We start from the raw sequence: 21,885 nt of genomic DNA on the forward strand, positions 1-21,885 counted from the left end.
CGAATTAAGTTAAAGCATCATAAATGATGTTTTAACAAAAGAATTTGCTTGGCGACCATAGCGCTTTGGACCCACCTGATTCCATGCCGAACTCAGAAGTGAAATGAAGTAGCGCCGATGGTAGTGTGGGGTTTCCCCATGTGAGAGTAGGACATCGCCAGGCTTTACTTTCAGTTTTTAGATTTTAGAAAAATCTAAAGGCAAAAGTTGTAATACTGAATAGACACTGCGGAGTGGTAGTTCAGTTGGTTAGAATACCGGCCTGTCACGCCGGGGGTCGCGGGTTCGAGTCCCGTCCACTCCGCCACTTATTTTAAGAAACCTGATTCGAAAGAGTCAGGTTTTTTTTCGTTTGTAGAAATTAGGTCTGACATTTAAAAGCAACTTGATGTATATCAAGTGAATATCTGTTATTACAGTTGTACAAACATTATTTTTGTATAGAATAAAAATGTGATCTTGATCACGGGTGATGGGGTTCCACCTTTAACCGCTCAATTCTGTTTTTGAGATGATGGCTCCTGTTAGGTAGGATAGATCTATCTGCAGGTTTCCAATTGCTCTTAATATATCTATCCTTAGCATTAATATTAATTATATTAGGTAGATATATGTCTCACCCACTGAACGCTAACCCAAAGTTGTTTGCTCAGATCCTCCGATGGATTGCCATCATTATTCCTGTTGCATCTGTTATCGGTGCGCTTAATGCTTTTTTCTTATGGATTTTATCTGAGGCAACAGCAACTCGTGAAGCAAATACTTGGCTTCTCTATATATTACCCTTTGCTGGCCTAGTTATTGTCTACTTATATAAAGAGTTAGGCAAAAATTCGGATGGTGGTAATAACCTCATCATGGATGAAATACATCAGCCTGGAGCCGGTATTCCTACTCGTATGGGACCATTGGTTTTAATTACAACAGTGATCACCCATTTATTTGGTGGCTCAGCGGGTCGTGAAGGTACGGCTGTGCAGATTGGTGGAGCCGCTTCTAATTACTTTGCTAAGATTTTTAAATTATCAGAATCAGACAAGCGATTGCTGCTTATTTCAGGTATTGCTGCGGGCTTTGGTGCAATTTTTGGTACACCTTTGACTGGTGCTATTTTCGCGCTAGAAGTGCTCGCTATAGGGCGCTTAAAGTATGACGCTATAGTTCCAGCCTTATTTGCTGCTATAGTTGCTGATGTGGTCTGTACGGCGTTAGGAGCGCATCATACTCACTATCGCATCGACTTTTTAGAGTCATATCAGTTACTCGATCATGTTGTGAAAGTTGATCCATTGCTATTGCTTAAAATCTTAGTAGCAGGTGTAGGCTTTGGTTTAGCGGGTTATCTGTTTGGTGAACTTACGCATTCTTTAAAGGACTTTTTTAAACTGACTTTGAAGAATCCATATTTGATTGTGTTTGTTGGCGGTATCCTAGTGATTTTAATTACTAAGCTGATTGGTAATTATGACTATACAGGTTTAGGTGTCTACAGCTATCGCGAAGGTGGGGTGAGTATTGTTTCAGCTTTCCATCAAGGTGGTGCTGAGTGGTATAGCTGGTTATTTAAATTAGTATTAACCGCTCTTACTCTATCGGTAGGCTTCAAAGGCGGGGAAGTAACGCCATTATTTTTCATAGGTGCTACGTTAGGTAATACTTTAGCTTGGGCTCTAGGTGCGCCACCTGAATTGTTCGCCGCGTTAGGTTTTATCGCGGTTTTTGCCGCTGCGACTAATACTCCGCTAGCCTGTACAATCATGGGTGTAGAGCTGTTTGGTTCAGAGTACATTTTATACTTCGCTGTTGCCTGCTATACCGCGTACTATTTTAGTGGTCATACAGGTATTTACTCTTCACAACGAGTTGCGGTTCCAAAGTTATTTGATTTAAAAGACGCGCCTAAGTTTGATGGGAAAATTGGCCAACTGCGAGAAACCCAATCAAGCTTATTTGCTTCACTAGTTAAGAAATTAAAAAATAAATAATAGATAAGTCGTCACTCATCAACTTTATCAATAATAATGGTTGATGATTATAAATTGACCTAATATACTTTTTCTACTTGTCGGAGTGCCATAAGGCTGAGACCGCTATGCGGGATCCGTTGAACCTGATCAGGCTAATACCTGCGAAGGGAACGAGAGAAGAGTAATCTATCTACAATTACCCCTCTATATGTGTATCTGTTTCTACAGATCCACTCTTGTGCATCAAAATCCGTCAAGCATTTACCCTTCGGGGCTTCTAACTCATACAGTTAAAGGAAAATGCTATGTCGTCAAGTCGTAAACAAGCCAGAATGGACGCTAAGAATTTTATTGATTCTCTATCTGTCCAACCTTATCCCAACTCTCAAAAAGTTTATATTCAAGGAAGTCGTTCTGATCTACGTGTACCTATGCGTGAAATCAGCCTCGCAGATAGTTTTGTCGGGGGCACAAAAGATGATCCTATTCTAGAGCCAAATCAGCCGATTCACGTCTACGATACCTCTGGTTTTTATACCGATCCTAATTATCAAATCAATCTATATGAAGGCTTACCTAAGTTGAGGGAGTCTTGGATTGAAGAAAGGGCGGATACTGCTGTCCTGGATTCGGTAAGCTCAAAGTTTACTCAGCAAAGGTTAGATGATGATACTTTGGACAACTTGAGATATGGCAACTTACCTTCAATTCGTAAAGCAAAATCAGGTTGTTGTGTTACGCAATTACACTATGCCCGTAAGGGAATCATTACCCCTGAAATGGAGTTTATTGCGATACGAGAAAATATGGGACGTCAAAAGTTTGCTGATGAGCAATTAAACCAGCAACATCCTGGCGAAAATTTTGGTGCTCATTTACCTAAAGAAATTACCCCTGAGTTTGTGCGCCGTGAAGTTGCGGAAGGACGAGCGATCATTCCATCCAATATTAATCATCCAGAATCTGAGCCAATGATCATTGGTCGCAACTTTTTAATTAAAGTGAATGCCAATATTGGTAACTCATCGGTTTCATCCTCGATTGAAGAAGAAGTTGAAAAGCTGGTTTGGTCGACTCGTTGGGGCGGCGATACCGTTATGGATCTTTCTACTGGTCGTAATATTCATGAAACACGTGAGTGGATTCTACGTAATAGTCCTGTTCCAATTGGCACAGTTCCAATGTATCAGGCATTAGAAAAAGTAAACGGTGTTGCGGAAAACCTCAATTGGGAAGTGATGCGCGATACTTTGATCGAACAAGCCGAACAGGGCGTGGATTACTTCACTATCCATGCGGGTCTGTTACTGCGTTATGTTCCAATGACCGCTAAGCGAGTTACGGGGATAGTCTCTCGTGGTGGTTCTATTATTGCAAAGTGGTGCTTGGCTCATCACCAAGAAAGTTTTCTCTATACTCACTTTCGCGAGATTTGTGAAATTTGTGCTCAATACGATGTGGCATTGTCGCTTGGTGATGGTCTGCGTCCGGGCTCAATTGCCGATGCGAATGATGAAGCTCAATTCTCGGAATTACGTACACTAGGAGAACTGACCAAGGTTGCTTGGGAATACGATGTTCAAGTCATGATTGAAGGTCCTGGTCATGTTCCTATGCATATGATCAAAGAGAATATGGATGAACAATTAAAGCATTGCCATGAAGCGCCATTTTATACATTAGGTCCATTAACCACTGATATTGCCCCTGGCTATGATCATATTACTTCTGGCATTGGTGCTGCGATGATTGGTTGGTTTGGCTGTGCCATGCTTTGTTATGTCACTCCTAAAGAGCACTTAGGTTTACCAAATAAAGAAGATGTTAAGACAGGGCTTATTACTTATAAGCTTGCAGCACATGCCGGCGATTTGGCCAAAGGTCACCCCGGTGCACAAATTCGAGATAACGCTTTATCTAAGGCGCGTTTTGAATTTCGTTGGCATGACCAATTTAATCTCTCGCTCGATCCAGAAACCGCATTGGCTTTTCATGATGAAACATTGCCGCAAGAGTCTGGCAAAGTTGCTCATTTCTGCTCGATGTGTGGTCCTAAATTCTGTTCAATGAAAATATCTCAAGAGGTGCGTGAGTATGCCAAAGACAGTGAGCAAGTATCAGCTGATCAGGCTATTGAGGTAAAAATGATAGGCGATCCGTTAGAAGGGATGAAAGCCAAATCACGTGAATTTCTTGAGACAGGTTCAGAGCTTTATCATCCTGCGGTTCAGCCAAAGAATAAAGAATTGGCAGAGCAGGAGGATAAGTAATGAGTAAGCTTACCTTTAACGGTGCCGACGAAGCTTTATTTAAACAGCAAGTTCAATCTTGTGTAGAAGCAGTTGAGCAAGCGGGTTTTATTTTGCCTGATGTTGAGTTTTCAACATGTTCGCCTGTAGGTCATTTATCAGCAGTTGTTCATTTAACATCTGGCCCGAAAGTGATTTCTGCAGTATTTGATGTCGAGAGCCTAGATGAAGGTTGCGATGTTGTTTTGTGTTATCAGCATGAGCCGAATGCATCACTTACTGCTCAAGATGGAGTCAGTTTAATCTCAGTGGCAGTCAATGATGGTGATGTACTTACTGATAAAATTAGGCTTGCGGATGGATTGTCTGCTGATTTACACACGTTTAATTTGCAGTGGAATCATGAAGCGACTATTCGCCATTACTGCTGGTTTGTTGTTAGTTTATGCTTAGAATTTACACCCGAAGACGCAGCTATTATTGCGAATGCCGCAGTGAAACAATATCAGGATGTTTCACGTGAAACATGGCCAGCCAATGCTCATACCTTCCCGCAATTAGCTCAAGTGGCTACATCGCAAGTCAGTCCTCCCTTCAAACTAATACCACACAATATCGGCTTATACCCAGTGGTTGATTCGGTTGAATGGATCGAAATTTTGCTTAAACGAGGGGTTAAAACGCTTCAGCTTCGAATGAAAGATCCGAGTGAAGCTGACTTAGAAGCCAAGATAAAGCATGCAATAGAGCTTGGCCGAGAGTATAAAGCACAGCTATTCATTAATGATCACTGGCAACTTGCGATTAAATATAGCGCTTATGGTATTCACCTTGGGCAGGAAGATATTGAAGTCGCAGATTTGCAGGCGATCAACCAAGCTGGCTTACGTTTAGGTATTTCAACTCATGGTTATTATGAGATTTTACGCGCCAAGCAGCTGAAACCTTCCTACATTGCGCTTGGACATATTTTCCCAACCACCACCAAACAAATGCCATCGCAACCGCAGGGTTTGCATAAGTTAACGGGGTACCAAATGTTAATAGGTGATGATTTTCCAACGGTAGCAATAGGAGGCATTGATTTGAATAATGCAGCACAAGTTTGGCAAACCGGAGTGAGCAGCTTAGCTGTGGTTCGTGCTATTACACAGGCAAATGATATACAATTGGCGATAGATTCTTTCTATCAAATTATGCGAAGTCATAAGGCCATTGCTTAACAGCTCTAATAGGTAACAAGGGAAAACAATGAACGACCAACAATTTCAGCGCTACCAACGACAAATCATGGTTCCAGAAGTATCAGAAGTGGGCCAAGAAAAACTTATTGGTAGCAAAGTACTGTTGGTTGGTTGTGGTGGACTAGGCTCAGCGGCTGCGCTTTATCTCGCCGGAGCTGGGATTGGTTCATTAGTGGTTGCCGATGGTGATGAAGTTGACTCATCCAATTTACAGCGTCAGGTAATATACCGTGAATCTGATATTGGAAGAAATAAAGCAGAAGCGACTGCCGAACAACTGAAGCAGTTAAATCCTAATTGCAAAGTTCGTAGTGTGAAATCATTTCTAGCCGACGCTCAGCTTAATTTAGAAGTGATGCTGGCGGATGTGGTATTAGATTGTAGTGATAACTTTCCAACTAGACAGGCCGTTAATAAAGCCTGTCATGATGGAAATACGCCACTGATTTCTGGTTCTGCGATCGGTTGGGTCGGGCAATTAATGAGCTTTGACTTTAAGCACCATTCATCACCTTGTTACCGTTGTGCTGTGCCATACCAAGATAACAGCGCAGGTTTGAAATGTTCAGAATCGGGAGTGATTGGCCCGGTCGTCGGTACGTTAGGTAATTTGCAAGCGCTTGAAGCGATCAAATACTTAACTCAAAACAACAAACTAAAACCTGCGTCTCTTAATTTATTTGATGGGCAAACGCTATCTTGGCAGAAATTTAATATTGCTAAAGATGCCGAGTGCCCAGTTTGTGGAAGCTGATTGGTATAAATCAGTCTCCATAAAGAAGGATCTAAGGAGACACCATGCAAGTCACGGTGAACCAACAAGTACACATTTTAGAGAAGAATCAATATAACCTAATTCAATTACTTTCTCTGCTATCTCTCAATCAGCAAGGCATTGCGATTGCGATTAATCAGGATGTGGTTCCTAAAACGCAGTGGACCGAAACGACACTTAATGATGGTGATGATGTTTCGGTTTTCACTATGATCGCAGGAGGGTAATCATGAATCATTTTCAAGATTCGCTGGTTATCGCCGGCCAAACATTCAATTCAAGATTATTTACAGGTACAGGCAAGTTTGCTAATTCTGACCTTATGTTGGAATCGCTGCTGCATTCTAGTTCAGAACTCACCACCTTGGCGCTTAAGCGTCTCGACCTACAGCGTCAAACGGATGATATTTTACCGCCATTATTAAAGACGAATGTACGTCTGTTACCCAATACTTCTGGGGCCAAAACAGCCAAGGAAGCGATTTTTGCCGCTCAGTTGGCACGAGAAGCGCTTGATACGAATTGGTTGAAATTAGAAATTCATCCCGACCCTAAATACCTAATGCCCGATCCTATTGAAACACTAAAGGCGGCTGAGAAATTAGTTGAACTAGGCTTTATTGTCTTACCTTATTGTCATGCTGATCCTGTGTTATGTAAGCGCCTAGAGGAAGTTGGCTGCGCCGCCGTTATGCCTCTAGCGGCACCGATTGGCTCCAATAAAGGTTTGGTATCAGAAGATTTTCTGAAAATTATTATTGAACAAGCGAACGTGCCGGTGGTGGTTGATGCTGGAATTGGCGCGCCTTCACATGCTGCTTATGCCATGGAACTAGGCGCTGATGCCGTATTGGTCAATACCGCCATTGCATCATCGACAAATCCTGTAGCAATGGCACAAGCATTCAAACTTGCCGTGCAGTCAGGACGTCAGGCTTATCTTGCAGGGCTAGGTGGAGTAAGCCAGCAGGCAAGTGCATCAAGTCCGCTTACTGCGTTTTTAGGGTAGGTGATATGACTTTTACTGAGGTATTTAAAACGCTAGATTGGGATCAAGTCTATTTGTCCATTCATAGTAAAACGTCTGCTGATGTTGAGCGAGCTTTAGCTAAAACTAGATTAAACTTGGAAGATTTTAAGGCGTTAATTTCACCTGCCGCTGAACCTTATGTTGAGCAAATGGCGCAACGTTCTTATGCTCTGACGCGACAGCGATTTGGTCATAATATTAATTTCTACATTCCTTTGTACCTTTCTAACTTGTGCGCCAACGCCTGCACTTACTGTGGTTTCTCTATGGAGAATAAAATCAAACGTAGGACACTCGATCAAAGTGAGGTAGAAGCAGAAGTAGAAGCTATCAAAGCGATGAATTTTGATAGTGTGTTGTTAGTCACCGGTGAACATGAAACTAAAGTCGGCATGAATTATTTCCGTACTATGTTGCCAGTGATTAAGCAGCAGTTTTCTTACTTGGCAATGGAAGTTCAACCATTAGATCAAGATGATTACCGTGAATTGAAATCTATTGGACTTGATGCGGTGATGGTCTATCAAGAAACCTATCATCCAAGTACCTATGCTAAACACCATTTGCGAGGGAATAAACAGGATTTCTATTACCGACTCGAAACGCCTGATCGTGTTGCCAAAGCGGGGGTTGATAAAATCGGCATAGGGGCGCTGATAGGTTTAGAAGACTGGCGAACCGATTGTTTGTTTACGGCTGCACATTTACAGTATTTGGAAAAGCAGTATTGGACGTCTCGTTATTCGATTTCTTTCCCTAGATTGAGACCATGTGAGGGTGCTCTACAACCCAAATCGGTAATGACGGATAAACAACTCGTGCAGCTTATTTGTGCTTTCCGTTTGTTCAACCATGAAGTTGAGTTGTCATTATCGACACGCGAACAACCGAGTTTTAGGGATAACGTATTGCCGCTAGGGGTTACCCATATCTCTGCTGCATCAAAAACTCAGCCAGGAGGTTATGCTAATTCAGAGGTAGAGTTAGAGCAATTTGCTATCAGTGATGAGCGCTCAGTTGAAGAGGTGGTTAAGTCTGTACAACAACGTGGCTATGAAGCGGTGTGGACCGATTGGCATCACGCTTATTCTGGCTGATTTGTGTAGATTATAGTTACATAGTTATTCTCAACTATAGTTAGTTTCAAATAGGTTTCACGTGAAACAATAAAGCCCGTTTCGGTTGATATCGAAACGGCTTTGTTTTTTATTTAAGCTCAACGGTGGTACTGACTGCTTCTAGTTATCTGCAGTTGAGGTTATTTATAGTGAAAACGATTGTTAATTAAATAGCTAAGGTAGCCTGCTTTAACCATTGTTTTACCTCACCATCAACGAGTGGGCTGACATCATTCCATACTTTTTGATGGTACTGATTTAGCCACTCAATCTCGTTAGTCGTTAACAGCGTGCGATCAATCGTTCTAACATCAATAGGACAACGAGTAAGAGATTCAAAACCAAGAATAGATAAATCACCTTGGGTTTGTTTCTCAGTGACCAACTCAAGGTTTTCAATGCGAATGCCAAATTCGTTAGCACGGTAGTAACCCGGTTCATTGGATAGCACCATACCTGCTTGTAGGGCTACGCCATTGTAGGCAGGGGAAATACGTTGTGGTCCTTCATGAACACTTAAGAAATGACCCACACCATGACCGGTACCATGATCATAATTATAGCCTTCAGCCCATAAATATTGGCGAGCCAAAATATCGAGTTGACTGCCAGTGGTTCCTACTGGAAAACGTGCCGTTGCCAAAGCAATGTGGCCTTTGAGTACCAGTGTGAATTGTTGCTTCATAAAAGCTGAAGGCTCACCAATTGCCACGGTACGTGTGATATCAGTAGTACCGTCTGGGTACTGGCTGCCTGAATCGACAAGGTAAAGCGAGTTTAATTCAAGCTTGCCAAACTCTACTTGATCGGCGTGATTGTAATGACACATAGCTGCATTACTGCCTGCTGCGGAAATAGTATCAAAACTTAAATCGGCTAATGACTCATCTTGCTTACGGAAATCATGCAACTGATTAGATAGGGTATCTTCATCGTGCAAGCGACCGGCTTCAACTTCGGAATCAATCCAACATAAAAACTTTGCCATGGCCACACCATCTCGCACATGACAATTAATCATACCTTGTGATTCAGTTTTGTTTTTAACCGCTTTAGGTAGTAAACATGGATCACTGGCTGCAATAATATGTGCCTGGCTATTGTCTAATACTTGGCTGAACCAGGCATTACTGCTGGCCGGATCAACAATAACTTTCTTGCCCGTTAGTGAGCTAAGCGATGCTTCTAGTTGAGATGGTGATGAGATACAAACCTCTGAGCCGACATGCTGTGCAAAATCAGCAGGGATGCGTTCAGGGTTAATAAATAACTCTAAACTTGAATCTGCATGTAAAATTGCATGACATAACACGGCAGGTAGGCGAGGTACATCGAGACCACGAATATTGAGTAGCCAGCAAATAGAATCTATTTGAGTTAACAGCGCAGCATCAGCATTTTGTTGAGTAATGAGTTGTGCGATGTTGTGACGTTTATCTTGTGAAGATTGACCAACAATGTCTAATGGCATTAAACGTAATGGTGATTCAACGGTTGTAGGGCGATCAGACCAAAGCATATCAATCGGGTTGCTCTCGATATCGACCATCTCAATTTGACCATCGAGTTTACTTTGTGCCGCTTGATACCAAGTGGCAGAATGCATTTTAGGATCAATAGCTAAACGACTACCCACCGGCATATTTTGTTGTAGCCAAGTAATCGGCGGTTCTTGAATAAAATGATGATAGCTAAAAATATCACTCGGAACTTGTTTGGTGACTTGAACAGTATAACGACCATCAACAAACATCGCTGCGCTATCTTGAGTAATTACCGCCGCACCGGCTGAGCCAGCAAAGCCAGTGATCCAATTTAAACGCTCATTATGGGCTGGAATGTATTCCCCTAAAAATTCATCTTCATGTGGAATAATGATCGCGTCATAATCATTTTGAATTAGCCATTGGCGAAGTTGTTGGACACGATCTGCAATTGCTTTATACATCTGAATCATCCTTATTGATTTAGCGGCCGATGCCGAAATCATGAACATTGTTATTTCATGTTATGGCTTAATACTACCATCGGTACTAGAGAGTGTAATGCGCTTGTGCTTAAAACCTGATGATGCGATTGATAATTTTACTGTTTCACGTGAAACATTAAGTCATCGAGTTTCTCAATGGGATGGTAGGTAGAAAGCTGTAGAAAATCACAAGCGCCTGAATTTAAATCTTAAATTCGAAAATGCACTTATAAAGTCGCTTTGAGATATAAAATTTGTTTTGCTTAACCATCAATCAGGCGTATATTTATGGCTGCCTTTCTAGATTTCCTTAATTGAATAATTGGAATATAAATAAACTTATGTCATTAACAACATATGAAATGGCTCGTATTTTAGAGCAGTTGGAAGAAAGCCCAGAAAAAATCATGTTCGGTAAATTATTAACTGAGCTGGGTAATCAAAGTCAGGAACGAATTCGTAGTGCGGCTAAGCAAGTGCCACTAGAATTATTAAGAGATATTATTTACCAATTTCAAGTGATCGCCGATTCTCGCAAAGGTGAGCAAGTGCAATTACTGGCAGAGCAATTAAAAGCCCAAGGTTTATCGGTTGATGATCTTAAGCGCTACATGGAAAAGACGAAGTAATAAATTTAATTAACGATTACCTAGACAATCAATATTTCGTTTTTTAAATTTTATCTGCTGAACCACTAAGCCTAATAATATACAAACTAACCCAATTAATGTTGATGGGTAGATAGTCTCGCCAATAATTTGAGATAACAAAATCAATGAAATAAATGGCGATAGAAAAATTAAATTACTTACCTTGGCGGTATTTTGGGTGCGTTTTAGCGCTGTTAACCAAAATACAAACGTGATGCCCATTTCAAATAATCCGACATAAGTGACCGCCAACCATCCCTTGATGCTGATCGTTTCCCAACTTAATCCCTCGTACCAAACAAGCAGGGCAGAAAACGGCAGCGAAACCAAAAAGCCTAGTAAGACGACTAATATTGGGTCGGCTTTATTTTTGGCGTTTAAAATCCAATAACTTGCCCATAATAAGGTTGATAATAATGCCAGTCCTACCCCTAGTGGACTATCAAAAGATAATGCAAACACATCCCCTTTAGTTGCAATAATCAGCACACCTAAGTAACCAAGTGCGCAGGCTAACCAGTCTTGCTTACGAATTTTTTGACCTAAAAATAATGCTGCCATTAAGGTTAAGGTAATAGCCCAGCTGTAATTGAGAGGCTGAGCTTGCGATGCCGGTAATAAATCGTAAGCCTTAAACAGAATCAAATAATAACCGAGAGGGTTTACCAGTCCTAATAAGATGAAATATTTAGGGTTGGCGAGAAAGGTTGATGCTAATTGAGGAAGGGTTCCTTTGATTGTGCAGATAAGCAGTAACACAGCCACCGAAACCAAACTAGCGACCAATAACATTTGAATTGGTGAAAACTCTTGCAACGTGAGTTTAAAGGCGGTGGCAACGGTTGACCATAATAAAACAGCTGCAAGCCCATAGAGAAGAGCGCTGCGTTCTGAGGGTGCTGTGTTTTCCATAATCGCCTCTTGTTCGCTAAATTAAACTATAAACTGGACATTTATCCAGTATTTAATATGATCTGAATAAATAAATGTAAGAAAGTAAGGGTACTTATGCAGTGGATTTTTAATCATAGCGATTTCATTTGGCTTTGCCTAATCGTGGCTTTGATGATGTTGGTCGGTGCACAACTTTGGATTAAAAATCGCCATAGCCACCAAATTGAAATGTTAAAACAGCAGCATGAGTCTGAATTCACGAATCAACAACAAATTTTGCAGGCCGCACATCAACAAATCAAACAGCAGCAATCGGAGTTAGACCAACTCGATATTGAGCGTGATAAATCTGAATTTGAAGCAAGAAAGAATTTTGGCCAGTTAATGGCAGCCAATGAACGATTAAAACAACTGGAACAAATACAGTTCGATTTGCATAAACTGCAAGATAAGTATGAGCAATTAAATAACCAAAATTATGAACTAAAAGCCAGCATGCGAGAGCAAGAAGCTAAGCATGACCAAGAAAAACGTTCTGCTCAAGAGAAGCTACAGCTATTAGAAAAAGCCGAGCAAAGATTAAAAGTTGAGTTTGAAAGTCTCGCTAATCAGTTATTTGAAAGCAAAGTGAAAAGTGTTGATCAGCAAAATAAACAAAGCTTAGAAAGTTTATTGAACCCATTAAAAGAACAACTCAATGGCTTTAAACAGCAAGTAACCGCGAGTTATCACGCCGAATCAAAAGAGCGACATACACTGGTTCATGAAATTAAGCAGCTGCAAAAGCTCAATGAGCAAATGGCGCAAGATGCTGTCAATTTAACCCAGGCTCTGAAAGGTGATAACAAGCAGCAAGGTAACTGGGGGGAAGTGGTTCTCGCGAAAGTACTGCAAGATTCTGGCTTGCGAGAAGGCCATGAATATCAAACTCAAGTCAGCTTAAATCATGCTAGTGGTAAACGTTATCAACCCGATGTGATCGTTAATTTACCAGAAGATAAACAGGTGATTATCGATTCTAAAATGACCTTGGTGGCTTTTGAACGCTACTTTAATGCTGACGATGATGCTCAAAAAGCCAAAGCATTAAATGAACATTTGGTATCGGTGAGAAGCCATATCAAACTCCTAAGCCAAAAAGATTATCACCAATTAAAAGGTATCACCTCGTTAGACTATATCTTGATGTTTATTCCGATTGAGCCAGCATTCCAACTTGCTATTGAGCGCGATCCAAGCTTGATTCGAGATGCGATGGAGCAAAATATTATTGTGGTGAGCCCGACGACATTGTTGGTGGCACTACGGACTATCAATAATTTATGGCGTAATGAAAGACAAAATCAAAACGCTCAATTGATCGCAGAACGAGCCAGCAAGTTATATGACAAGATGCGCTTATTTGTCGATGATATGGAAGCGGTTGGGCAGGCGTTAAACCGCGCGCAAAATAGCTATCAAGGTGCGATGAATAAGTTATCGACCGGACGCGGTAATCTAATTCGCCAAGCTGAGAGCTTCAAATCATTAGGGGTAGAAGTTAAAAAATCGATTAGTTCCGAAGTGAGTGAAATTGCACAAAATGATTCTGACAAAGACAGACAAGCGATTGAGGATAAAGTAAACTAACCGCAATCAAATTAAGCGCACATCTGTGTCAACGTTGGAGTAATGGAAAACATGACAGATAAGCCAGTACATGCAGACAGTTCTGACTCGCAAACTGAAACCACGCACTTTGGGTTTTCAACGGTAGCAAAAGAACAAAAAGTTGAAAAAGTTGCAGAAGTCTTTCATTCGGTGGCCGCTAAATACGACATCATGAATGACTTAATGTCAGGAGGGATTCACCGTTTATGGAAGCGCTTTACGATTGATTGTAGTGGTGTTCGTCCAGGACATAAGGTGCTTGATCTTGCTGGTGGTACTGGTGATCTAACCGCTAAGTTTTCACGTATTGTCGGCGATACTGGTGAAGTTATATTGGCGGATATTAATAACTCTATGCTCAATGTTGGCCGCGATAAGCTGCGTGATATCGGTATTGTCGGTAATGTTAATTACGTGCAAGCCAATGCTGAAGAGCTTCCTTTCCCAGATGATCACTTTGACTGTATTACCATCAGTTTTGGCTTGCGTAATGTGACAGATAAAGACAAAGCGCTACGCTCTATGTTCCGAGTATTAAAGCCCGGTGGTCGCTTATTAGTACTTGAGTTTTCCAAGCCGAAAGTTGAAGCATTATCGAAAGTATACGATTTATACTCTTTCCACTTACTGCCTAAAATTGGTGAGTTTGTGGCTAATGATGCCGATAGCTATCGTTACTTAGCAGAATCCATTCGCATGCACCCAGATCAAGAAACATTAAAAGGCATGATGGAAGAGGCGGGTTTTGAGCAAACTAAATACTTTAATTTGACTGGCGGTATTGTTGCCTTGCATCGCGGATATAAGTTTTAAGGAATAAGTATGCCATTTGAACCATTGGTGACAGGGATTATTGAAACCACATTAAACCGTTTAATTCTCGACGCACCTGAACATCAAAAGCAGGTTGCTCGTTTAAAAGGTAAGGTGATCAAGGTTTATTTACAAGAACTCGATCGCCAACTTATTTTTGTGTTTAGTCACCAGGTTGATGTACTTAGTCATTATGAAGCCGAGCCGGATTGTTATTTGAGCTTAAAACTATTGGTACTACCTGAATTAAAAGATCAATCCAATATCACGCGTTTAATTAAGCAAGATAAGTTAATCCTAGAAGGTGATATTCAGTTAGCTCAAAAGTTTTCCCAACTGATGACCGACATTCAGCCGGATCCGGAAGAGTGGCTCTCTCGTGCCACCGGAGATGTTATCGCTCATACCGTAGTGCAAGGTGTTAAGAATCAAGCTGAATGGCTTAAACAAGGACTGCAGAACCAACAAAGAAGGTTGGGGACAGTGGTTACTCAAGAGTGGCAAATTGCTCCTAATGCGCTTGAAGTGGCTTATTTCTGCGATCAAGTTGATGAGTTGGCCGGTTCAGTGTCAGTTATCGAACAACGTCTAGAGAGATTGGTGGCGAAGTTATGACGTTAGGTGAAGTAAGACGTTTATATCGCATTATCAAAATTCAATTAGAATACGGGTTAGATGAACTTTTACCGGAACATCAATTGGTAAAAATGCCTCGTCTCCTAATTAAACTTTTATTCTGGATCCGTAAAAAACATCAAGATAAAGAAGTGGGTCAACGCTTGCGACTCGCTTTACAAGAATTAGGTCCGGTTTGGATCAAGTTCGGCCAGATGATGTCGACTCGCCGTGATTTATTTCCCGATTATATCGCTGATCCTTTAGCCTTACTGCAAGATAAAGTAAATCCATTTGATGGCAAGTTGGCGAAACAGCAGATTGAAAAATCGCTAGGTGGGCCATTAGAACAGTGGTTTGATGATTTTGATATTACGCCGCTTGCTTCCGCCTCGATTGCTCAAGTGCATACCGCAAAGGTAAAAGAGACTGGACAAGAAGTCGTTCTCAAGGTTATCCGCCCCGATATCCGCCCAGTTATCGAAGCAGATTTAAAGCTGATGTATCGCATGGCAAAAATTGTTGCTCGATTTATGCCTGATGCGCGTCGATTAAAACCGGTTGAAGTGGTCGAAGAGTACGAAAGAACCTTACTCAGTGAGCTAGATTTACGTATGGAAGCGGCCAATGCATTGCAGCTGCGACGTAATTTTACTGTCAGTAAAGATCTTTATATTCCTGATGTATTAATGGATTTTAGCTCTGAGCACTTAATGGTTTCTGAGCGAATTTACGGTATCCAAGTTTCTGATCTCGATGGATTGGCAAAAAATGGCACCAATATGAAACTTCTCGCTGAGAAAGGCGTGAGTGTCTTTTTTACCCAGGTGTTTCGCGACAGCTTTTTTCATGCCGATATGCACCCAGGTAATGTGTTTGTTTCTTGGAATACCCCGGAAGATCCATTGTGGATTGGATTAGACTGCGGAATTGTCGGCACGCTCAATAATGAAGATAAGCGTTATTTAGCAGAAAACTTCTTAGCCTTCTTTAATCGAGACTACCGACGAGTGGCGGAATTGCACGTCGATTCTGGTTGGGTACCTGCTGATACCAATATTATTGATTTTGAAGCGGCTATTCGTACCGTGTGCGAACCTATTTTCGCCAAACCGTTATGCGAAATCTCTTTTGGTCATGTACTGCTAAACTTATTTAATACGGCACGCCGTTTTAATATGGAAGTGCAGCCGCAACTGGTGTTACTGCAAAAGACGTTGCTCTATGTTGAAGGTCTAGGTAGACAACTGTATCCACAGCTTGACTTATGGGAAACCGCTAAGCCTTTCTTAGAAAAATGGATGATGGAGCAGGTTGGGCCAAAGGCAGTATTTAATGCTGTAAAAGATAAAGCACCGCTATGGGCAGAGAAATTACCTGAGCTGCCAGAATTACTCTATGAAACTTTAAAACGTGGGCGTGACTTAGATCAAAATGTAGCACGTTACTTTGCCCTATATTCAGCGGGTAAACGCAAACAGACAACAGGTAAGTTTTTATTTGGCATTGGAGCGACATTAGTCGTATGCTCTGCCATATTGCAGTTAAGTGTAACGGATTGGCACCATCAATTGTCTGGTGGGTTTGTTATTGCGGGAGCTATATTCTGGCTCGCAAGTTGGCGAACCTACCGTAATTAAATCGTAAACTTTGCACATTAAAATGTGTTTCTTTTTATTTGACCCGAGGTAAAACAAATGGGCGGAATCAGTATTTGGCAACTTTTGATTATTGCAGTTATCGTTGTGTTGTTATTTGGTACTAAAAAACTACGTGGTATTGGTGGCGATTTAGGCTCTGCGGTAAAAGGCTTTAAAAAAGCGATGAGCGAAGAAGATACCGATAAAAAAACTGAATCAAAAGATGCGGATTTTGAAGCAAAATCGCTTGATCAAAACAAAGCGGATGCAAGCGTAGAAACGGACGCTAAAAAAGAAAAAGAGCAGGGCTAATCGGTGTTTGATATCGGTTTTTGGGAGCTGGTATTAATATCGGTTGTCGCACTTGTTGTTCTAGGGCCTGAGCGTTTACCGGTTGCGATACGTAGTGTGAGCAAGTTTGTTCGCACTGCAAAAACAATGGCGAACAATGTGAAAGATGAATTATCTCAAGAGCTCAAAATACAAGAGCTACAAGATAATTTACGTAAGGCTGAAAATATGGGGATGAAAGATCTCTCTCCTGAGCTGCAATCTTCTATTGAAGAGCTAAAAAAAGCCGCTCAAGATGTTCAGCGACCTTATGCTAAACAATCTGAACCTACCTCTACAACAACGCCTTCCAATTCGACAGATGAACATCTACCGGAAGAGAACCGCATCATGAAAGATGAAGGTTCGACCGATGAGAATAAAATATCTGACGACAAAAAAGCTTAACTCCCTGTTTTTCTTTGCTGCTCACTGGTTATCTCCAGTGAGTTAGCGTGTTATCAAGAGGTTCACATGTCCACTCAACAACAAACTCAGCCATTAATTACCCACCTGATTGAGCTGAGAAACCGAATCTTAAAAGCGATTGCATCTGTTTTAGTGGTCTTTGTTTGTTTAGTTTGGTTTTCTAGCCATATATATGAATTTGTTTCCGCGCCATTAATCGATCGCTTGCCTGAGGGCGCAAGCATGATCGCAACCGACGTCGCATCGCCATTTTTCACTCCACTTAAACTTACCTTGGTGGCCTCAGTATTTGTTGCTGTCCCTCTGGTGCTTTATCAAATATGGGCGTTTGTTGCGCCAGGCTTATATAAACACGAGCGTCGTCTGATCGCACCATTACTCTTTTCTAGCTCTTTGCTTTTTTATGCTGGTGTCGCGTTTGCTTACTTTGTGGTGTTCCCGCTGATCTTTGGTTTCTTTACTGCTATTTCGTTAGGCGGGGTAGAGTTTGCAACTGATATTTCTAGTTATCTGGATTTTGTTCTTTCACTATTCATGGCATTTGGTATTGCTTTTGAGGTACCGGTTGCGATTATTTTGTTGTGCTGGACCGGTGCGACAGATGCAAAATCCTTGGCTCAGAAAAGGCCGTATATTGTCGTTGTAGCCTTTGTTGTTGGAATGCTATTAACACCGCCGGATATGGTGTCGCAAACTTTACTGGCGGTGCCTATGTGCATTTTGTTTGAGATTGGTTTGTTCTTCTCACGTTTCTATACCAAGCGAGGAGAGTCGGATGAAGACCAAGATGATAACGATGAAGATGAAGTGAAATCCTAAACCGTCTTTGATACGTAAGATCGAAAAACGCAGCCACTTGTTTTTATGATAAAGGTGGCTGCGTTTTTTATGGTTTCATGTGAAACATTATCGTATCAACCGATGGCTCGACTTCTATTTGAGTTGAAATAAGGTTTCAGTGTTACGATCGGTAATATCACACACTTGCGAGAGCGGCATCTCTTTTAAGTCTGCAATACGTTGTGCCACTAGCTGCATAAACGACGGTTCATTTCGCTTACCACGATGCGGGGTTGGCGCTAAATAAGGGCAATCTGTTTCCAAAAGAAGGTAATCAAGATTAAGCTCAGGGATGACTTTATCCATTCCGCCATTTTTGAAAGTCGAAACTCCACCAATTCCTAAATGGAAGCCGAGTTCGTTAATCGCGTTGGCTTGTTCGATTGAGCCACCAAAGCAGTGGAAGACTCCAGTTAATGTACCATCTTGTTCCTGAGATAAAATACTCAGTGTTTGATCGATGGAATCTCGAGTATGGATCACTACCGGTAGCTTTAATTGCTTGGCCCATTTTAACTGTTCGCGAAAGGCAAATTCTTGTTCCGCTTGGAAGGTTTTATCCCAATATAAATCAATACCAATTTCACCTACCGCAATAAACTTGTGTTTATCAAACCACGCTTTAATGGTCGCTAAATCTTGTTCAATATTGGCATTGACGTAACAAGGGTGTAATCCCATCATTGAATGACAAGTGTCTGGATAGGCGGCTTCTGTTGCGAGCATAGGCTCAATTGAATTCAAATCAATATTAGGCAGTAAAATTTTCTTTATGCCGATATCTTTAGCGCGTTGAACGACTTCATCACGGTCTTGATCAAATTCTTCGGCATAAATGTGCGCATGGCTATCTATCATAAAAAACTCATAGTTGGAGAATACTCACTTAGTATATACATAAGTGACTGGAGGATAAATGACTCGGAAGCTAAGTTCATATCCGATTATGAATTCATAAGGGATTGAGACATTCTTTGCTTTCATGGCATGGCGAGGGTGATATGATGGGGGAAGTGAAAGTTATAGAACCTATCAGTAAGGAGAGTAAAGGTGTCAGTATCTATTCAAGGTCAATTCCCTGGTCGTCGTTTACGTCGTATCCGTAAGCACGATTTCAGTCGTCGCTTAGTCGCTGAGAATAAAGTATCAGTCAATGACCTGATCTATCCGATGTTTGTATTGATGGGGAAAAACCGTCGTGAAGCGGTAGAATCCATGCCTGGCGTTGAGCGTCTATCCATTGATTTATTATTGGAAGAGGCCGACTATCTAGCCAAATTAGGCGTGCCAGCGATTGCGCTATTTCCTGTCGTAAATCAGGATGCAAAATCATTATGTGCCGCGGAAGCTCATAACTCTGAAGGCTTAGTGCAACGTGCAGTACGCGAATTGAAAGAGCATGTGCCAGATATTGGTGTGATCACTGATGTTGCGCTTGACCCATATACTACCCATGGCCAAGATGGCATCATCGATAAAGATGGCTATGTGCTGAATGAAGAAACTACAGAAGTGTTAGTTAAGCAGGCATTATCGCATGCGGAAGCAGGGGCTGATGTGGTCGCGCCATCGGATATGATGGATGGGCGCATTGGTAAAATCCGTGAAGCACTGGAAAAGGCCGGTCACATTCATACGCAAATTATGGCGTATTCTGCCAAGTATGCTTCTAATTATTATGGCCCGTTCCGTGATGCAGTCGGCTCTAGCAATAACTTGAAAGGCGCTGATAAGAAAAACTACCAGATGGATCCGGCTAACAGTGATGAAGCGTTGCATGAAGTGGCGATGGATATCAATGAAGGTGCCGATATGGTGATGGTGAAACCTGGTATGCCATACCTAGATGTGGTTCGCCGAGTAAAAACTGAGCTTCAAGTGCCGACGTTTGCTTATCAAGTATCAGGTGAGTACGCGATGCACAAAGCGGCGATTCAAAATGGTTGGTTAAAAGAAAAAGAAACCGTGATGGAATCGCTACTGTGCTTTAAGCGTGCTGGTGCCGATGGTATTTTGACTTACTTTGCTAAAGATGTCGCAGAGTGGTTAGCGCAAGATAATATCTCTGCCGATCAGGTGGAAGATTAATCTTAGCGTTGAGTGTTAAAATGGAATAAAAAATGGGAGCCTGAAATAGGCTCCCATTTTTTATCGAAAGAATTTTATTGCAGTGAAATTACAAGCTAGTAATGGTTAACGGCCAACCAATATCCGTTTGACGGTTCGCTTCAATTTCTAATTCCGCTTGAGTTAATGGATTGTCTTTTAACCAAGTACTATCCATTGCTAGAATCAAATGATCATCTTGAGCGGTTAGTGCAAACTTAGGTTGAATCTGAGTACATCTACGGTGTGTGAGTAAAACAGATAAACGTAGCAGGCGTAGTAGGCGCTTACTGCTTTGCCCTGATAGTGCATGTTGCTCGGGTAGAGACGATAGCGAATCGCGGTAGCGTCTTACTAGTTCAGCAAGAAAGTGTTTTTGTGCACGGGTAAAACCGGGGAGATCTAGGTGTTGGAGTAAGTAGGCACCGTGTTCTCCACCTTTTTTGAAATCAATACTCAAACCGATCTCATGTAACTCCGCTGCTGAATGTAATAAAAACTCTGCTTGGGCTTCTGGGATCCATTGCTGGTGGCCACATTGCTGCAGCAATTGCATCGCGACATCCGCCACTTGATTACCATATTGAACATCAACCTGGTAACGCTGTTGCACGCTGGAAATTGTGCGCTGACGAATATTGGATTGGCGCATTTCACCGATCATGTCATAAGCTAAGCCTTCGCGTAATGCGCCGCCCGCTAATGTCATCGATTCAATATTTAAACTCTCAAATATTGCGATTAAGATCGACAACCCACTAGGGAAAACTAAAGCGCGCTCTAGTGTTAGGCCATCAATATCGAGTTCTTCTAAATGAGAGGCCATCATGGCTTGTTTCTGTAGTCGCTTTAATTTAGCTAAGGTAATGATCTCATCCATACCTTGAGCCAACATGATCTCTTGCAGTGCCTGAACCGTACCGCTCGCGCCAACACAGACATCCCAACCAAGGGTGGTATATTTCTGTAAAATTGGCTCTAGGGTCGATTTTGCCGCCAAAATAGCTTGTTCAAAATTTTGGCGAGTTAATTGGCGATCGTGAAAGTAGTGATCCAGCCAGGTGACGCAACCCATAGGTAGGCTCACCAGTGCTTTAGCGTCAAACTCACGGCCAATGATGAGCTCAGTACTCGCTCCGCCAATATCGACCACCAAACGATGCCCTAGACCACTAGAAGTATGAGCCACGCCTTTATAAATAGTTGCGGCTTCTTCTTCACCTGAGATGATTTCGACACGGTGGCCTAGAATTTGATTGGCTTTTTCGACAAACACATCAACATTGGTTGCTGAGCGAAGCGCTGCCGTCCCCACGATACGAATATTATCGGCCGGAATATCTTGCAGACGCTCAGCAAATAAGCTTAAACAGTCCCATCCTCGCTGCATGGCTTCTTGGCTTAATTGATTATTTTGATCTAATCCATTGGCCAAGCGAACTTTACGTTTGATTTTTGCCATAGTTTGCACGCTGCCATCAATGTGGCGAACGACTAACATATGGAAGCTGTTAGAGCCTAAATCAATCACAGCATATAAAGGGGATGAAACTGCATTACTCATAA

General features: G+C 41.8%; 20 protein-coding genes, 1 tRNA gene, 1 rRNA gene and 2 riboswitches. Of the genes, 18 read left to right on the top strand and 4 right to left on the bottom strand.

Annotation, left to right across the window (positions count from 1 at the left end; translation table 11 throughout):
- Positions 1 to 47: 47 nt before the first annotated feature.
- From rrf to thiH, 9 genes are all read left to right on the top strand, one after another.
- A 5S ribosomal RNA gene (rrf, locus tag K358_RS0102900) occupies positions 48 to 163 on the top strand.
- Positions 164 to 230: 67 nt separating this feature from the next.
- Positions 231 to 307, top strand: a tRNA-Asp gene (locus K358_RS0102905).
- Between the two features lie 152 nt (positions 308 to 459).
- Positions 460 to 531: riboswitch (Fluoride riboswitch) on the top strand.
- An 80-nt stretch (positions 532 to 611) separates the two neighbouring features.
- Entirely contained in the window at positions 612 to 1,985 is a 1,374-nt protein-coding gene (locus tag K358_RS0102910) for a voltage-gated chloride channel family protein (protein WP_027695417.1), read from the top strand.
- Positions 1,986 to 2,056: 71 nt separating this feature from the next.
- Positions 2,057 to 2,154, top strand: a riboswitch (TPP riboswitch).
- Positions 2,155 to 2,272: 118 nt separating this feature from the next.
- Positions 2,273 to 4,237, top strand: coding sequence for a phosphomethylpyrimidine synthase ThiC (gene thiC, locus K358_RS0102915; protein ID WP_027695418.1), 1,965 nt, complete (start codon positions 2,273 to 2,275; stop codon positions 4,235 to 4,237).
- Positions 4,237 to 5,439, top strand: coding sequence for a thiamine phosphate synthase (gene thiE / locus K358_RS17955; RefSeq protein ID WP_051241151.1), 1,203 nt, complete (start codon positions 4,237 to 4,239; stop codon positions 5,437 to 5,439). Before thiC ends, thiE begins: the two co-directional genes overlap by 1 nt.
- A 28-nt stretch (positions 5,440 to 5,467) precedes the next feature.
- Positions 5,468 to 6,214 (top strand): HesA/MoeB/ThiF family protein, encoded by a 747-nt coding sequence (locus K358_RS0102925; protein WP_027695419.1) that lies wholly within the window; start codon positions 5,468 to 5,470, stop codon positions 6,212 to 6,214.
- 44 nt (positions 6,215 to 6,258) lie between these two features.
- Positions 6,259 to 6,462 carry a sulfur carrier protein ThiS gene (gene thiS, locus K358_RS0102930; RefSeq protein WP_027695420.1) on the top strand — a complete coding sequence of 68 codons (204 nt, stop codon included), beginning with the start codon at positions 6,259 to 6,261 and terminating at the stop codon, positions 6,460 to 6,462.
- A gap of 2 nt (positions 6,463 to 6,464) precedes the next feature.
- Positions 6,465 to 7,244 carry a thiazole synthase gene (locus tag K358_RS0102935; protein WP_038149583.1) on the top strand — a complete coding sequence of 260 codons (780 nt, stop codon included), beginning with the start codon at positions 6,465 to 6,467 and terminating at the stop codon, positions 7,242 to 7,244.
- A 5-nt stretch (positions 7,245 to 7,249) separates the two neighbouring features.
- Complete coding sequence (gene thiH / locus K358_RS0102940; protein WP_027695422.1) at positions 7,250 to 8,362, top strand: 2-iminoacetate synthase ThiH; 1,113 nt, start codon at positions 7,250 to 7,252, stop codon at positions 8,360 to 8,362.
- Positions 8,363 to 8,549: 187 nt separating this feature from the next.
- Here the strand turns inward: thiH and K358_RS0102945 are convergent, their stop codons facing one another.
- Positions 8,550 to 10,331, bottom strand: a complete 1,782-nt coding sequence (locus K358_RS0102945; RefSeq protein WP_027695423.1) for an aminopeptidase P family protein — start codon at positions 10,329 to 10,331, stop codon at positions 8,550 to 8,552.
- A gap of 362 nt (positions 10,332 to 10,693) precedes the next feature.
- Here K358_RS0102945 and tsrA point away from each other — a divergent pair, with 362 nt between their 5' ends.
- Entirely contained in the window at positions 10,694 to 10,981 is a 288-nt protein-coding gene (gene tsrA / locus K358_RS0102950; protein ID WP_027695424.1) for an H-NS-like global regulator TsrA, read from the top strand.
- 9 nt (positions 10,982 to 10,990) lie between these two features.
- Here tsrA and K358_RS0102955 read toward each other — a convergent pair whose 3' ends face one another.
- On the bottom strand, positions 10,991 to 11,914 hold the full coding sequence (locus K358_RS0102955; protein ID WP_027695425.1) for a DMT family transporter: 924 nt from the start codon (positions 11,912 to 11,914) through the stop codon (positions 10,991 to 10,993).
- Positions 11,915 to 12,010: 96 nt separating this feature from the next.
- On the opposite strand from K358_RS0102955, the gene rmuC reads away from it, so the two are divergent.
- The 7 genes from rmuC (at position 12,011) to tatC (ending at position 18,192) form a co-directional block, all read left to right on the top strand.
- Entirely contained in the window at positions 12,011 to 13,525 is a 1,515-nt protein-coding gene (gene rmuC, locus K358_RS0102960) for a DNA recombination protein RmuC (protein ID WP_027695426.1), read from the top strand.
- Between the two features lie 51 nt (positions 13,526 to 13,576).
- Positions 13,577 to 14,359 carry a bifunctional demethylmenaquinone methyltransferase/2-methoxy-6-polyprenyl-1,4-benzoquinol methylase UbiE gene (ubiE, locus tag K358_RS0102965; RefSeq protein WP_027695427.1) on the top strand — a complete coding sequence of 261 codons (783 nt, stop codon included), beginning with the start codon at positions 13,577 to 13,579 and terminating at the stop codon, positions 14,357 to 14,359.
- A gap of 9 nt (positions 14,360 to 14,368) precedes the next feature.
- The gene (locus tag K358_RS0102970; protein ID WP_027695428.1) at positions 14,369 to 14,974 is read left to right on the top strand and encodes a ubiquinone biosynthesis accessory factor UbiJ; all 606 of its coding nucleotides are present in this window, start codon (positions 14,369 to 14,371) and stop codon (positions 14,972 to 14,974) included.
- Positions 14,971 to 16,614, top strand: a complete 1,644-nt coding sequence (gene ubiB, locus K358_RS0102975; RefSeq protein WP_027695429.1) for a ubiquinone biosynthesis regulatory protein kinase UbiB — start codon at positions 14,971 to 14,973, stop codon at positions 16,612 to 16,614. The genes K358_RS0102970 and ubiB overlap by 4 nt, the downstream gene beginning before the upstream one ends.
- A gap of 57 nt (positions 16,615 to 16,671) precedes the next feature.
- Complete coding sequence (tatA, locus tag K358_RS0102980) at positions 16,672 to 16,926, top strand: Sec-independent protein translocase subunit TatA (RefSeq protein WP_027695430.1); 255 nt, start codon at positions 16,672 to 16,674, stop codon at positions 16,924 to 16,926.
- Between the two features lie 3 nt (positions 16,927 to 16,929).
- On the top strand, positions 16,930 to 17,352 hold the full coding sequence (tatB, locus tag K358_RS0102985) for a Sec-independent protein translocase protein TatB (RefSeq protein ID WP_027695431.1): 423 nt from the start codon (positions 16,930 to 16,932) through the stop codon (positions 17,350 to 17,352).
- Positions 17,353 to 17,418: 66 nt separating this feature from the next.
- Positions 17,419 to 18,192 carry a twin-arginine translocase subunit TatC gene (tatC, locus tag K358_RS0102990; protein ID WP_027695432.1) on the top strand — a complete coding sequence of 258 codons (774 nt, stop codon included), beginning with the start codon at positions 17,419 to 17,421 and terminating at the stop codon, positions 18,190 to 18,192.
- 114 nt (positions 18,193 to 18,306) lie between these two features.
- On the opposite strand, the gene K358_RS0102995 is transcribed toward tatC, so the two are convergent.
- A complete protein-coding gene (locus K358_RS0102995) occupies positions 18,307 to 19,071 on the bottom strand; it encodes a TatD family hydrolase (protein ID WP_027695433.1) in 765 nt (254 codons plus the stop codon).
- A 192-nt stretch (positions 19,072 to 19,263) separates the two neighbouring features.
- On the opposite strand from K358_RS0102995, the gene hemB reads away from it, so the two are divergent.
- Positions 19,264 to 20,301, top strand: coding sequence for a porphobilinogen synthase (hemB, locus tag K358_RS0103000; RefSeq protein ID WP_027695434.1), 1,038 nt, complete (start codon positions 19,264 to 19,266; stop codon positions 20,299 to 20,301).
- Positions 20,302 to 20,389: 88 nt separating this feature from the next.
- Here hemB and gppA read toward each other — a convergent pair whose 3' ends face one another.
- Positions 20,390 to 21,883 carry a guanosine-5'-triphosphate,3'-diphosphate diphosphatase gene (gene gppA, locus K358_RS0103005; RefSeq protein WP_027695435.1) on the bottom strand — a complete coding sequence of 498 codons (1,494 nt, stop codon included), beginning with the start codon at positions 21,881 to 21,883 and terminating at the stop codon, positions 20,390 to 20,392.
- Between the last annotated feature and the right edge of the window lie 2 nt (positions 21,884 to 21,885).

This window comes from Vibrio litoralis DSM 17657 (assembly GCF_000426765.1).
In the GTDB taxonomy this organism is placed as follows: Bacteria; Pseudomonadota; Gammaproteobacteria; order Enterobacterales; family Vibrionaceae; genus Vibrio; species Vibrio litoralis.